Raw genomic sequence first — 13,633 nt, 5'->3', positions numbered from 1 at the left:
CTTATCGCGATGAAAGAGAACTGGAAATAGATCCGCTCCTTTTGCGAGGCGGATGATAAAGTAAATCTGGTCGCGTGCGCCAAACAAAACTTACTGTCACTACTGTAATTAGCGCTTCTCCAATCGCGATTAGCACGTGCCAGCCAGCCATTGCTACTAAAGCTACTCCTAACGGTATTCCCGATATTGCTAGTTGAATGGCACATAAAATTGAGGCAATTACCACACTTGTCCAAGCTGCAACTGCTGTCCCAATTCTAATCCCTCTCCAACTATCTCTTCCCAGGGCATGGCGAATTGTGCGATAAAGATAGTAACCGCAAAACGTGCCAATTAATCCCATATTGGTGATGTTTGCACCCAAGACTGTGATACCCCCATCTTGAAACACTACCGCCTGCACGATAAATACTACCGCCATGACTAACGATCCAGCCCAAGGCCCTAATAAAACACCTGCTAGCGTTCCACCTAACAAGTGTCCCGATGTTCCTCCTGGTATGGGAAAATTAATCATTTGAGCCGCAAAAATAAATGCCGCACACACTCCCATCAAAGGCACTGCCCGTTCTTGATATTCGCTCTCAACTCGGTTTAGACATAGTGCAATTAAAGCGATCGCAAGTATCCAAGTGACGAGGCTAACGGGTAGGCTCAAGAACCCATCGGGAATGTGCATGGCTAACTGGGGCTGTATTACCCAGTGCAGCAAGCTTGAGAATGAGATTGTAGAGGATGGAAGTGCGATCATTTTTGCTTACCACTTGGCTGTTAGCTGTTTCCAAGCCCCAATATAATTCGGGGTTATATTACCGATAATCATTTTCTAAACTGCGATATTATAACGCTTGCAATTTTCTAATAAAACCTGCTTTAAGTCAACTATGCAATCCTATAGGGGGGTATTTATAACTGATTCAGTTTGGTTTAAAAACGCCTATTTTGACTCAAATCTACCCTGAGATAGATGCGAACTTAACTATTATATTTTAATATAAACTAAATTTTTTTGATTTGAGATGTAAAAAACATTATTAACTTGTCCCTCGTCAAAAGATTGTAATCCTTTAAATCAAAGAACACCCGTTATTCTTAACAATTAATTTATAAACCCTGGGTATTAAGCAGTACGTCGGGCGAGTTGGGCGACGACGGAAATTAACTGAGCGGGTTCGACGGGTTTGGGCAGGTGCATCCCGAAACCGGCATCGAGGGCTTTTTTGCTATCTTCTTCTCGCGCATAGGCGGTGAGGGCGAGGGCGGGAATTTTGGCGATTTCAGGAGATGGGGAAGTTCTCACCTGATGGATGAGCTCGTAGCCATCGGCAGAGGGCATTCCAATATCGCTAATCAGTACGTCGGGGTGGTATTGTTGGAGGGATGCGCGAGCCTCCTCCACCGATGTCGCACTCGTTACCCGCGCCCCACCCTCTTGTAGCGCCGCCATCAAAAAGTCACGCGTATCCCCATCGTCATCAACTACAAGTACGTGCAAACCATTGAGGGGCATCGGTAATTGGGCATTGGGCATTGAGTATTGTTTATTCTCACCTGCTTCAGAGCTCTGGAGCTCACCTGCATTTGCCGGAGTTTCTTCCAACAGCGGCAACATAACGGTAAACGTCGCCCCCTGTCCCTCTCCTGGACTATCGGCGCTGACGGTACCGCCGTGGAGTTCAACCAAATGACGCACAATTGCCAGTCCTAATCCCAATCCACCGTAGGATCGAGTTGTGGAACTATCCGCTTGACGAAAACGCTCGAACACATAAGGTAAAAATTCAGGACTGATACCTTTGCCAGTATCGGTGACGGTAATTTTGGCATAGTTTAATTGCAGATTTGAGATTTGAGATTGCAGATTTAACGTGGAATTTTTGTTGTCTATTTGCAATCTGCAATCTGCCATCTGCAATTTTTCTAGTTTTACTTCTACTCTTCCGCCTTCGGGTGTAAACTTAACTGCATTTGAAAGCAAATTCCAGACAACTTGCTGCAAGCGTTCTGCATCTGCGAAAACGCGTAGGGGCGGGTTTAACGAAAGATCTGAGCTTTCAGCAGACAAGCTGTTTAAACCCGCCCCTACAGATGCAATTTCAATATTCTTATTCGCCGCTGTGGGTAACACCGAATTAATCGCCGACTGGATAACGGGTACGAGGTTAATCGGGCGCATATTTAGACGAACTTTGCCTCTGACGATGCGCGAGATATCTAAAATATCATCGATGAGTTGCGCTTGAGATTTAGCATTGCGTTCGATGGTTTCGAGAGCGCGTTCGGTTGTGGGTGCGTCGTATTTGCGCGAGCGCAACAATTTCGCCCATCCTAAAATAGAATTAAGCGGTGTCCGCAATTCGTGGGAAACAATCGCTAAAAATTCATCTTTTATCCGGTTTGCTTGCTCTAATGCTTCTGCCTGTTTCCGCAGAATTTCGCTTTTTCGCAGTGCTGACTCTGCTTGCTGACGTTGGGTAATATCGATGCCGCTACCAATAACATACTGATTCGAACCATCAGTATTCATCAGAACGGTATTAGACCAAGCAATCAAGCGGCGAGTTCCATCTTTTGCTACCCAGTAGTTTTCATGTTGATTCGGACGATTCCCCTCTTTAAGTTCTTGAAAAACAGCTTGGACCCTCTCTAACTCTTCCGGAATTAATAACAACTCCCAAACATACTTACCTTCAACTTCAGCGAACTCATATTGAGTTAATTCCTCGCAAGCGCGGTTAAAGCGGACTATTCGCCCTTGAGCGTCGAGAACTATCACCAAAGCCCCCGTAGTATCCAGAATAGCAGAAATAAAGTTGCGTTCTTTCTTGAGGTCTGCCTCGACTCGCTTGCGTTCGATAATTTCATTCCTTAATTTCTTGTTAGCTTTTACTAACTTATCCGTCCGTTCTTTCACTCGTTCTTCTAAGGTTTCGTTAGCGCTTTTAATTTCCTGAAATTTTTGATGAAGCGCCACTGACATGCTCTGAAAGTTTTCGACTAGAGAGCCAATTTCTGACACATAACTATCGATCCAACCAATTGGTTTTTCCTCCATTATTTTATGGGGTAAGTTAGTCGTTTCGCTGGCTAATTTTGCCAGGGGACTGACTAACTGACGGCTCAAAAGCCTTGCTAAGACAAGCGCCAACACGGCGATGGAGAGCGTAATACCCAGGTCGATGATATAAACATTTTCTAGATAGCTGATATAGGGTGCAGCTGGGACTGCCACAATTAGTTTCCAGGGAATGTTGCTACCAAGGTTAGTTTCTTGGACATACAATGATTTTTTCCACCGCATCATAGTTGGCAGTTTTCCTTTAGGCGGTAGCCATTGATAAACCCCATTATTTTTTTGTTTTATTTCTCCACTTGGGCGACGTTCCAGGCTTTGGCTTAGGGCTGATTCTGCTTGACTGCTGGCAATAATTCGCCCCGTTTTATCTATCAGCTCTATTCTTAATTCTTGATTATTAACTTGGGATTTTAGCAGTTGACTGATTTCTTTCAGGTTTAACGTAGCATGAACTAAACCACGAAATTGTTTATCCACAATAACCGGGACGCCTATCTCAACATTTGGCTTGAGATTCAGCCCCATATAAACATCAGTTATTTGGGGAATTAAGCTGGTTTTTATTTTGGCAAAAATCGGTTGAATAGCTATATTTAAACCCAGGGTCGATTCCCCTGCTTCATTACTAATTGGATTGGCGGCAATAACAGTACCTGTGGGGTTAGCAACTTTCAGTTTAGAGAAACTTGAAAATGTCCGCTGCAGCAGTTCTGTGCTTTGCTGAAGCTTGTCGATCGGTGTATTTCTCCCAGCAATTCGCGCTAATTCTGTAAGTGCTTTCAACCGTTGATCGTACCAAGATTGCAGCTCAAAATCTAAGTCTGCGGTAATAGATTGCAGTTCGCTCTGAATTCTATTTTCAGTATTCAGCATCACCCGATTCCCGTCGAATACCATCAGTATCAGTGCCGGAAAAAATACAAAAGCCACGAACAAGTTTAATAAGCTGCGCCGGAATGAAATAGTTCTTTTTAGCTGGGGACGACCGACCCATTTTTCAATAGGTAAATGTGCTATAATTAGGTTGGCAACTAGAGCGTTAAAAATCCCGTTAACGGATTGTTTTAGGACTACGAGCAAAGCTTGTTTTGTCTCGAAATTGAGAAAACCAGCATAAAATATCCACACCAATGGCATCCCGATGCTCAGCCAGTAAATGCCATCTAGCAGCAGTATGTTTTTGCGTTTTTTTTGGAAAAAGTAGCCGACGAATATTGCTTCGCAGAGCAGAACAATTGCTGCATAGGGATGGTTCCAAAGGATAAATGTATGCCAGCTAGCTATAACTACTGCTGGAATCCCCCAACTTAGTCCAAACAGGTACAATACTAGCAATACGGCAATACTGCCAAACAGAAAATCTATGCCAAAAAACAGTGAAAGACTAAAATAGTTACCTAGATACGCTGCTGCAATTAGCGCGACTAGAGCCTGGGTTGACTTTTTTTTAAGTTTTTTAATGGTTAGCATCATTTTGCTAAAATGCCAGGAGCAATTTTTAAATTTCTGAAATCGGCACAAAAAAAAGGTAAGTATTTGGACTGGTCAGAGGTAAGTTTTCACCGCAATAGCTTATATTGTATACCTAATAACTGCAAGGTAGTCAAATTTGTTGTATGTGGCACAGGACTTACCCAAGACCTTGCCATCACCTTTGTTTAGACCTAAATCTCCAGCTGACAGTTTGTTTGCATATAGTTGAATAAAAAACTGTTGGCAGCAGTCAAGTATCTTTGGTAATAGGTCATAGGTGATAGCGAATCTGTCACCTTTTTCCTAGAAACAAAGGTGATTTGCCAGCTTTTTTCCTAGAAACAAAGGTGATGGCGGCGATCTATGGTGACAAAGCCACGATTTTTCCTAGAAACAAAGGTGATGGCGGCGATTTTTCCTAGAAACCCGGAATATGCGCGTCAGTCCTGTGATAGAAAAACCTTATTTAAAGCTATGACCCTATCTTAAGTCCAAGCGCGAAAGAAAGTATTATCCTGCCAAGCGATAGATGTGCGTTGCTCAATTTCTGCTAGTGCGTTTTCATCCAGGGGTTGAAATGCCTGCGCTACGCCGATATTTGACTCCAGTTGTGCGACTGTTTCGGCAGCAATAATCGCACAATGCACCCCTGGTTGTGAAAGCGCGTATCCAAATGCTTGGTGCATTCCATCTAATACGCCTGGTTTAAATAAGCGTCCGTATGCTGGTACTTTCATCAGACACCTTCGGGACGTTGGAAACCCCGCACTTTTAAGCCGGGGAAGAAAACGGAGGCGGCGAATTTATTCGCCGTCAAAATATTTTTACATTGCATATGAGTAACCGTCCTTTTTGTGAATATGCTTGCAAGCTTTATAACTAATTCCTTGAACTAGCCCGTTTTTAGTTGAAATATTGAAGCTCCCAGTAGCACGAGTTGCAATCCTACCGACATATTCACCTACCTTCTTACCGGAAAGTACGACCGCTTTTACGATATCTCCAGTCTGAAAACCAAAATGGAATTTAGCCCTAGAACAGTGTCGGTTTGGGAAACCATATTTATCAGTTCGGCACGATTGGCGAGTACCGTGACCATTAGCTGTAATCAGCCACGGTTTAACACCTTTAATATTGAGAGTTGGGGTTGATTTTCCAACGCAAGCTGCATCTAGCCAATGAGTTTTATCTAATCCTTGTTGACTACGATTAAACTTTGTTAATCCGCCTGAACCTGTTTCTACGGGCAGTCCGGTTGACTTCAGAACTTCTAGTAATGCAAGTCGAGTTGTGTTCACGGCTGCGGCATCCGCCAATGGTGTTTTAACTTGTTTCAAGATTTTCTCTAACCGTCGGGGGTCTTTTTTGAGGAAATATTTGATATCTTTATTCCCTTTTTTTGTGTTGCATTTAGAACAACTTAGCGTCAGGTTTGTGATTGAATTAGAACCTCCTTTTGCTCTTGGATGAATATGTTCTATCTGTAATGGAACGTCTTTGACGCCACAATAGACACACTGTCTGTTCCATTTTTCCAACAGGTATTCCCTGGTTTCATATCCAGCAAGCGTGCCTTGTTGATACTCTTTCCCTTGGATGTCGGGATTGCGTATTAACTGCAGGCTCAAGCGCACTAATTCTTGACTAATCGCTGCAACCCTAGCAACCCGACGTAATCTTTCAACCCAAGTCCTGATGTTTTCAACTCGACTTTGCAAGCTGGGAGGCAACCATCCTTGGGGACGTGTTCTGTTCAAGAATCTTGGCTTGCGATACCGAGTTTTACGATTTCTTCTACTATGTCTTAACTGTCTTCTAGAGGTCAAAGCGTCTCTAATCGCGAAACCTCTATGTTTTAATTCGGCTGCAAAGACTACTTCTCCAGTGGCATCGTCAATCAATGCAATTCCGGTTGTTTTCGCGCCTGGATCTATTTTTAGTCTTAATGGCAATACAGATAAATCAAGGCGCGGTTCTTTTAGGATAATTGTAAAAGGAAACCGCCTATAAACTGCTGCTTTTTTGTTTCGTAATAACTGCCTCGCTTGTGCTGAATGAACTGGATTTAGCGGTCTTTTTTCTGAATCAATAACAAATACTTTGGACATTATGTCCCTCCTTTCGGGTAAAGTTAGCTTCGACAATGTTAGAGGTCGGTACTTTCCGAACGACACTGGCTTCACCCTTACACCTGTTTAATCGTTCAGTTCTAGAGCAGGGGACTAGCTACGCATCCCCTGGTAGGTTCCTTAACACTTGCCTCTAACGTAGTACGCTACAGTACTTAGTCTGGTCAACTAAGGGCTTCCGGTTTTGGCTGGAAGCCCCGGACTATAAGTCCGGGGTCGTTGACGGCGATGATTCCCACATTTTTTTGACGCGCAACTGGTAGCACTTGGGGAATAAATGGACGAGGATGGTGTTTATCTGCGGCGTTAATGGGAATGAGTGCGGTATCAAAAGCATAGCGGCGCAAACCTTCGGCAATAATGTTGGGTTCGTGGTGTCCGGTGATACCAACAAAACGCACCAGTTTTTGCTGTTTTGCTTCTTCTAAGGCGCGCGCTGCACCATCGCGGGCGAAAATTTGATCTAGTTCTGCTTCAAAGGAGACGTGGTGAAGTTGCCACAGATCGAGGTAATCTGTTTTGAGACGGTTGAGACTGCGTTCTAATTGTCGCCATGCATTGTCGCGATCGCGTGCTGCTGTCTTACTCGTCAAAAACAGGCGCTGGCGATAATTGGGCAATACTTTGCCTAAATAATCTTCGCTTGGCCCGTAATCTGCCGCTGTATCAAAGTAGCGTATTCCCAATTCTAATGCCCGTTGGATAATTGCCACGGCTTGCTTTTCGGCATTATCCCACGATAGAGGAGTTTGTCTTGCACCCCCTAATCCCAAAATCGGCACTTTAACGCCTGTATTACCTAACAAGCGTTCTGGTATTGTTGCCGATATTGAAGCCGATGTCACGTTTTGTTTTATTGCCTTACAGCCTACTATTGTCCCCGCAACGGCGATACTTGTGGCTAAGAAAGCACGCCTGGTTTTTTTTTCAGTCATATGCGATCGCTTCAATGCATTTTTAGGGTGCAGGGAGACTATCCAAGTCAAAGCTTACACCCTACACCCTATTCTTGCTTATTCCTCAAGGATGGACTTGATTTACTTTTTGGCGATAATCCAGATAGCGTGAACTAACCCCGGAACATAACCCAAGAGTGTTAAAAGGATATTCAGCCAAAATTGTCCCCCAAGACCAACTTGCAGAAATACTCCCAATGGGGGAAGAAGAATAGCAACTATGATACGGGCGAGATCCATGTCATCCTCCTGTTCTGCTTGGAAAGCGCGATCGCTGCCTCTATGATAGACTTCGCCAAGCGGGAGAGGGAGAGCGAGAGGGAACAGGAGAAAGATAGCCAGATAATTTTAGGAACTTTTAATTAGAACACCTTGGCATTTGGCGTTACCTAGAATTGCCTGTAGTAAAAACTTACCTGCGTGTCCGTCCTATTGCCAAAATTGATTTCCCTTCTTCCTCTCCCTCGTTCCTCTCTCTTTTCCTTACCTCCAAGTCGGTTTCAAAAACAGCCAACTTACAAAGAAGAAGGATGCTGTACACAGTTGAATGATATCCCAAGCCGACAGATAACCATCCGCCAAGGCGGCGATCGTTCTATCGGTGATACCGAAAATCCAAGATGAGATTCCCACCAGCCAAATGCCGCTTCTGAGGTTTCTCAAAAATATAGAAACTTCGGATGATTGCTCTTTGTTCATGACTTCCGCCTTATTTTTGGCAATACAATTCCTCTCAAGCCGCCGTTGCGGCGCTTGAGCTTTTTTGAGTACAGGACTTACCTAAAGAAACCCCAAAGAAACCGGGTTTCTATGAAAAATCGTCGCTTTGTCCCCAGAGATCCCAGCTGGAAACCCGGTTTCTAGGAACGTCTATGAAAAATCGTCGCTTTGTCACCAGAGATCCCAGCTTGAAACCCGGTTTCTAGGAACGCCTAAGCGTCAGTCCTGGAGTATTTGCACCCGTGCGTTACTTCTATGTTAAGAAATATTATTTCTTCTTGCCATAGTGCCAAAGATATACATGAATGACTGTATCGAAGATAACTTTTGTTCCTGTTCGGTCAGTAAGTATGCCTTCCTTCGTCGATAAACTGATGCACTTTGTTGTCGGGTTAGCTGTGGGAGCAGGATATTGGTGGCTGCTCGAACGCTACGCAAAAGTTGGGGTCAAACGGATTAATCTGATCTGGGGAGCCAGCGGGTTATTTATATTCCGAAAGTTAAATATTCCGGTTCTTTCCGGTGATATGTTCTATATGGCGGTGCCAGATTGGGATATTCCACTCTACAACTCGACGAGATTCAGGTTTTTAATCCACCGCAGCTGGTTGTTTCATTCCGCTTTGCTACCTCTAGTCTTGCTAGTCACCAGTTGGTGGGGAATGCAGCGCAGTCGCAGCCAATTTAACAGCTCTCACCAATGGTGGCGGTGGTTGCGGGATGGGACAATTGGTTTATCTGTCGGGATGTCGGCGCACTTAATTTGGGATGCGTTGTTATCTTCTACCAAACAGGGATTTGTCATTTTTGGCTGGAGTCAGTCTGCTTCTCTGGTTTGGTTGGCGTGCAATCTAATTTTGGGACTGGGTATTCCGTTTTTGATGATTTGGGCGATCGCAGATCTATCTAATGGCAGAACTAAGCTATGAGGCTTAATCAAGTTACTGTTATCGTCACGGATATAAATAGGTCAGTAGAATTTTATCGGGGACTAGGTTTGAGCCAAATTGTCGGTGCTGATTCGCGCTATGCTCGCTTTTTATGTCCGGATGGAGATGCAACTTTTTCCATTGAAAAAAAACCGGGAGTTATCCCGCAATCAACAACTATTATTTACTTCGAGTGCGACAATCTAGACCATACAGTTAGCGAGCTAAAAAGCAAGGGTTATGTTTTCGACCAAGATCCGATAGACCAAAGTTGGTTGTGGAGAGAAGCCTACCTGCGCGACCCGGATGGGAATATAATTTGTCTTTACTATGCAGGTGAGAACAGAATTAATCCCCCCTGGCGATTGAAATAATTGCGTTTTAGTAGTTCAACCAATTTCTTGAGAGCGAAACCCTAGTTTTCGGTCTTTTTCTGGTGCTGCACCATTTTCCAACCAAACAATGGCTTGCTCTTCCGGTTTAGCTGGGTTTACCCAAACAATATCTTTCAGTTCATCTATTTCATCGGCTGCGTTAGCAAAAAATTTTCTGGCAGTATTATCATCCAGGGATACTACAGTTTTATCTGTTGCCAGTGCTGCCTCAATCAAACGTAAGTCTTTAAACATCTCTGCACGCTGTTTGTCGGTCGCAGCAAGACGATCGATTGCATTCCATAACTCTCGATTCTCTGGAATATCAGAGCGATATTCCAGCTGCTTTTTTGCCGCCATTGAAGAGCGCCACCTCTTGGCAAAGATTGATTGATGCTTATTCCACTCCTCTTTAATATCTGGTGTCATCACAATTATGTGTCCGAAATCCCATAAAGCTTTAAGAAAGTCGCGGCAGTTTTGAGATATTGGATTAGTTGCATTCTCACCACCAGCAGCACGCGCTACAGAAGCATCAATCACCAGACGCCTGGAAATCTTAGCTGGCATAGGAACGCTGCGCTAGGCGAGACTCAGCTGCATCTAGATAGCGGCTTTCTTCTGTAAGAGCAACATCAGAAAAATCTTCAGGCCAGTCTCCAAAAGCTCCCGCATCATCCAGATCGGTACTACTCACTTCTGTAACCCCATCATCCCGCCGTTTGAACCAGTGTAGTTTGACCTTTTCTGGTGAAATTTTATCCTCAGCAACTAATGTTTGAATTCGCCTGAGCAGTAAATCGCTGTGGGTTTCTACTACTACTTTTACACCCCGATTAGCAGCATCAGCTAATATCTCTCCTAAAGCAGCTTGAGCGCGGGGATGCAGGTGAATTTCTGGCTGTTCGAGATATACCAATTGCCCCGGTTCTGCTACAATTAAAGCGACTAAAACAGGCAAAGTTTGCGACACCCCAAAGCCAACATCAGCCAAGCTCACCATATCCTCGACTTCACCACTACGAGGCAAACGAGCTACACGCAATTCAATCTGTACGTCATTAATCTGTTTCGCATCAACTTTCCAAGTTAGTCCCAGGGTTTGGAGAGCTTTTGCTAAATCTATAAGTCGATTATCTTCTGTTTTCTGCCACCGATTGATTATACTGGCAACGTAATTTTCAAAAGTGCCAGTAAATTCCCTCCCCACCGCTGTAGTCTTATAAGCGCGTTCCGGATTTCCTCTCAGTGCTGGAACATGAATCAATCTGCGAATTTCTGACTCAAACAAACTTGTGTGCGAACGACTATCGTAAATAGTAAAATTAACTGTCCCTAATTTCTCGATCGGCAACTTGACCTGGCTGTTGGTGTGGAGAAAGCACCGCAATCGCCCAAAACTACATGTAATTTCTTGTTCCGTCTTGGCAAAAAGATTTGACCATAGTTCATCGCCGCTAATCCATTTTTTTAATTCTCGTTCAGCATCTTCGATATTCATTCCTAGCGATACTGTAAATTCTTGCTGCCGATATTTACAGGTTGTAGAGATGACTTCTATTTCCTGGTTGTGTTCTTTTTTAAAGGTAGTTTTAATGGATGCGTCATCTATCTCCAAATTTACAATCAAGCAGTTAGGAGAATTTTTACCAGGTATTTGAGAAAATAGTTGAGAAGCTAAAGTAAATCTAACATTAGGCCCATCCAGCAGCAACGCGCCCGGATCGTAGGTGGCTTCCAGTGTTTGTTTTAGCAGCAGCAAAGGCTGCATCATACTAGATTTACCAGAACTGTTAGCACCAGCAAGAATTGTCAGGGGACGCACTTCAATGCTGCACTCTTCGTAAAGAGACTTATAGCCACTCACTGAAATTCGGGTAATTCCCTCTAACGATAGATTCTCCTGGATATTGCGATCAAAAACCAGTGTGGTTGTCTGTATAGGCAGGTTTTTGTCTGTTTCCTCTGAAGTAGATTCGCTCATGATGTCCGGTTTGCGTTTAAACTCCCATACCATAATAAGATCGATCCCCAAATTACTGGTGAACTTAGCTCAATGGCGATCGCAATCGATTTTGGTACAAGCAACACGGTGATTACCCGCTGGAACCCAGTCACCCAGCAACCCGAAACCTTGAGTTTACCGGGTTTATCCCTGACTCAGGCGCAAAATCCCCCTTTGATTCCCAGTCTGCTATATGTGGAAAATGCCTCGTCAGATCGAGTTGTAATCGGTCAGGGGGTGCGGGACAAGGGCCTCGACCTCAAAAACGACCCCCGCTTTTTCCGCAGCTTTAAACGCGGTATAGGTGCGGATATTCAAGGGTTTCTCCCCGAACTCGATGGCAAAATTATCACTTTCGAGCAAGTCGGGCAGTGGTTCTTAACCCAGATAATAGAAAAACTGCAATCTACCTGGCCTGATGTGGGGGAATCTTTGGTATTAACTGTGCCAGTAGATAGTTTTGAAGCCTACCGTAATTGGCTTTCGTCGGTTTGTCAATCTCTGCCTGTGGAACAGGTGCGGCTGATTGATGAACCCACGGCGGCTGCATTAGGCTATGGTATGACTAACCAGCAACTTTTGTTGGTGATCGACTTCGGCGGTGGGACTCTGGATTTATCTTTGGTGCGTTTAGATGCGAGTTCTCAAGCTGGTACAAAGCCTTTGGGTTTTATTCTGAAATGGGGGAACAAGCAACTAGAAAATTCAGCCCAAAAAAGCAAAACTGCCCGCGTTTTAGCCAAAGCTGGACAAAATTTGGGCGGTGCGGATCTGGATAATTGGCTGGTGGATTATTTCGCCCAAACTCAGGGAATTGCATCGACTGCGCTAACGACTCGTTTGGCAGAAAAAATCAAAATTCAACTATCTTTGCAACAAAAGGCAAGCGAAGTTTATTTTGACGATGAAACGTTTGAAAGCTACGATTTGCAATTGGAGCGATCGCAGTTTGAATCTATCCTCAAAGAACGCAAGTTTTTTGACCGTCTTGACGAGTCGATGACCCAAGTACTCCAGCAAGCAAGGCGACAAGGGATTGAAGTTTCCGATATCGATGCGGTTTTATTAGTCGGCGGGACGGTACAAATTCCGGCGGTACAAACGTGGGTGCAGCAGTATTTTGAGCCAACGAAAATCCGCTGCGAACGACCTTTTGAAGCGATCGCTCAAGGCGCATTGCAACTCACCCAAGGCATCGAACTGAAGGATTTTCTCTACCACAGCTACGGTATCCGCTACTGGGATCGGCGTTTAAACCGCCACAACTGGCATCCTATTATTAAAACTGGGCAACCTTACCCGATGAGCGAACCTTTTGAATTACTCTTGGGTGCATCGGTAGAAAGCCAGCCCAGCATTGAGTTAATTGTGGGAGAATTGGGAGCGGAAACTGGAGGAACTGAAGTGTATTTTGACGGCGATCGCTTAGTTACTCGTTCTCTTGCTAGCGGTCAAACCCAGGTACAACCCCTCAACGATCGCGATGGTGCGAGAACTATCGCTCAACTGACGCCGCTTGGTTTTCCGGGAAGCGATCGCATCAAGGTATTTTTCCAAGTCGATAGTCAACGTTTCCTCAGAATGACGGTTGAAGATTTACTCACCAAGCAAACTCTTTTAGATAATCAACCCGTCGTTCAGTTGAGTTAAAGACAATTGCAGATTTGAGATTTCAGATTCCCGTCGGGACACGGCGATCGTACAATTTTCATTTTTCCAGAATATTTCTGATGCCGTGTCCCGACAAGATTGCCGATCATTTTTCATAAATTCGCGTCGGGACACGGCAATCATACAATTTTCATTTATCCAGAATATTTCTGATGCCGTGTCCCTACAAGATGGCGGATCGTTTTTCATAAATTCGGGTAGGGACACGGCAATCATCAAATTTTGATGGCTCCAGAATATTTCTGATGCCGTGTCCCGACAAGATTGCGGATCGTTTTTCATAAATTCGGGTAGGGACAC

At 44.4% G+C, this 13,633-nt stretch carries 12 protein-coding genes and 2 pseudogenes; 4 read left to right on the top strand and 10 right to left on the bottom strand.

Annotated features, from left to right (window positions below):
- Position 1 precedes the first annotated feature (1 nt).
- The 6 genes and pseudogenes from MiSe_RS25155 to MiSe_RS25130 form a co-directional block, all read right to left on the bottom strand.
- Entirely contained in the window at positions 2 to 751 is a 750-nt protein-coding gene (locus tag MiSe_RS25155) for an energy-coupling factor ABC transporter permease (RefSeq protein WP_226585882.1), read from the bottom strand.
- Between the two features lie 369 nt (positions 752 to 1,120).
- Complete coding sequence (locus MiSe_RS25150) at positions 1,121 to 4,549, bottom strand: ATP-binding protein (protein ID WP_226585881.1); 3,429 nt, start codon at positions 4,547 to 4,549, stop codon at positions 1,121 to 1,123.
- Between the two features lie 485 nt (positions 4,550 to 5,034).
- A pseudogene (locus MiSe_RS25145) lies at positions 5,035 to 5,286 on the bottom strand (aldo/keto reductase); the annotation flags it as partial.
- Between the two features lie 87 nt (positions 5,287 to 5,373).
- Positions 5,374 to 6,657 carry an RNA-guided endonuclease IscB gene (gene iscB, locus MiSe_RS25140; RefSeq protein ID WP_444980546.1) on the bottom strand — a complete coding sequence of 428 codons (1,284 nt, stop codon included), beginning with the start codon at positions 6,655 to 6,657 and terminating at the stop codon, positions 5,374 to 5,376.
- Positions 6,658 to 6,890: 233 nt separating this feature from the next.
- Positions 6,891 to 7,613 (bottom strand): annotated as a pseudogene (locus MiSe_RS25135) (aldo/keto reductase); the annotation flags it as partial.
- A 102-nt stretch (positions 7,614 to 7,715) separates the two neighbouring features.
- Positions 7,716 to 7,832 carry a YqaE/Pmp3 family membrane protein gene (locus tag MiSe_RS25130; RefSeq protein ID WP_264196698.1) on the bottom strand — a complete coding sequence of 39 codons (117 nt, stop codon included), beginning with the start codon at positions 7,830 to 7,832 and terminating at the stop codon, positions 7,716 to 7,718.
- On the opposite strand from MiSe_RS25130, the gene MiSe_RS25125 reads away from it, so the two are divergent.
- A complete protein-coding gene (locus MiSe_RS25125) occupies positions 7,797 to 8,000 on the top strand; it encodes a hypothetical protein (RefSeq protein WP_226585935.1) in 204 nt (67 codons plus the stop codon). The two genes, MiSe_RS25130 and MiSe_RS25125, sit on opposite strands and share 36 nt — an antisense overlap.
- A 117-nt stretch (positions 8,001 to 8,117) precedes the next feature.
- Here MiSe_RS25125 and MiSe_RS25120 read toward each other — a convergent pair whose 3' ends face one another.
- Entirely contained in the window at positions 8,118 to 8,333 is a 216-nt protein-coding gene (locus MiSe_RS25120; RefSeq protein ID WP_226585879.1) for a hypothetical protein, read from the bottom strand.
- Positions 8,334 to 8,704: 371 nt separating this feature from the next.
- Between MiSe_RS25120 and MiSe_RS25115 the strand changes: the two genes are divergently transcribed.
- Together MiSe_RS25115 and MiSe_RS25110 are read left to right on the top strand one after the other, a co-directional pair.
- Complete coding sequence (locus MiSe_RS25115; protein ID WP_226585877.1) at positions 8,705 to 9,283, top strand: hypothetical protein; 579 nt, start codon at positions 8,705 to 8,707, stop codon at positions 9,281 to 9,283.
- Complete coding sequence (locus MiSe_RS25110) at positions 9,280 to 9,657, top strand: VOC family protein (RefSeq protein ID WP_226585874.1); 378 nt, start codon at positions 9,280 to 9,282, stop codon at positions 9,655 to 9,657. The genes MiSe_RS25115 and MiSe_RS25110 overlap by 4 nt, the downstream gene beginning before the upstream one ends.
- A gap of 15 nt (positions 9,658 to 9,672) precedes the next feature.
- Here the strand turns inward: MiSe_RS25110 and MiSe_RS25105 are convergent, their stop codons facing one another.
- A complete protein-coding gene (locus MiSe_RS25105; RefSeq protein ID WP_226585872.1) occupies positions 9,673 to 10,227 on the bottom strand; it encodes a hypothetical protein in 555 nt (184 codons plus the stop codon).
- Positions 10,217 to 11,641 (bottom strand): AAA family ATPase, encoded by a 1,425-nt coding sequence (locus tag MiSe_RS25100; RefSeq protein WP_226585871.1) that lies wholly within the window; start codon positions 11,639 to 11,641, stop codon positions 10,217 to 10,219. Before MiSe_RS25100 ends, MiSe_RS25105 begins: the two co-directional genes overlap by 11 nt.
- Positions 11,642 to 11,713: 72 nt before the next feature.
- On the opposite strand from MiSe_RS25100, the gene MiSe_RS25095 reads away from it, so the two are divergent.
- Positions 11,714 to 13,312, top strand: a complete 1,599-nt coding sequence (locus MiSe_RS25095; RefSeq protein ID WP_226585870.1) for an Hsp70 family protein — start codon at positions 11,714 to 11,716, stop codon at positions 13,310 to 13,312.
- Here the strand turns inward: MiSe_RS25095 and MiSe_RS25090 are convergent.
- Positions 13,280 to 13,633: hypothetical protein (locus tag MiSe_RS25090; protein WP_226585869.1), on the bottom strand; the 354-nt coding region annotated here is incomplete at its 5' end. The two genes, MiSe_RS25095 and MiSe_RS25090, sit on opposite strands and share 33 nt — an antisense overlap.

The sequence above is a fragment of the Microseira wollei NIES-4236 genome, assembly GCF_020521235.1.
In the GTDB taxonomy this organism is placed as follows: Bacteria; Cyanobacteriota; Cyanobacteriia; order Cyanobacteriales; family Aerosakkonemataceae; genus Microseira; species Microseira wollei.
This window is presented reverse-complemented; position numbering and strand designations above follow the sequence as displayed.

Coding starts and splice junctions, on each gene's coding strand:
- MiSe_RS25100 (WP_226585871.1), bottom strand. CDS start 11,641: ATGAGCGAATCTACTTCAGAGGAAACAGACAAAAACCTGCCTATACAG.
- iscB (WP_444980546.1), bottom strand. CDS start 6,657: ATGTCCAAAGTATTTGTTATTGATTCAGAAAAAAGACCGCTAAATCCA.
- MiSe_RS25120 (WP_226585879.1), bottom strand. CDS start 8,333: ATGAACAAAGAGCAATCATCCGAAGTTTCTATATTTTTGAGAAACCTC.
- MiSe_RS25155 (WP_226585882.1), bottom strand. CDS start 751: ATGATCGCACTTCCATCCTCTACAATCTCATTCTCAAGCTTGCTGCAC.
- MiSe_RS25105 (WP_226585872.1), bottom strand. CDS start 10,227: ATGCCAGCTAAGATTTCCAGGCGTCTGGTGATTGATGCTTCTGTAGCG.
- MiSe_RS25110 (WP_226585874.1), top strand. CDS start 9,280: ATGAGGCTTAATCAAGTTACTGTTATCGTCACGGATATAAATAGGTCA.
- MiSe_RS25150 (WP_226585881.1), bottom strand. CDS start 4,549: ATGATGCTAACCATTAAAAAACTTAAAAAAAAGTCAACCCAGGCTCTA.
- MiSe_RS25115 (WP_226585877.1), top strand. CDS start 8,705: ATGCCTTCCTTCGTCGATAAACTGATGCACTTTGTTGTCGGGTTAGCT.
- MiSe_RS25095 (WP_226585870.1), top strand. CDS start 11,714: ATGGCGATCGCAATCGATTTTGGTACAAGCAACACGGTGATTACCCGC.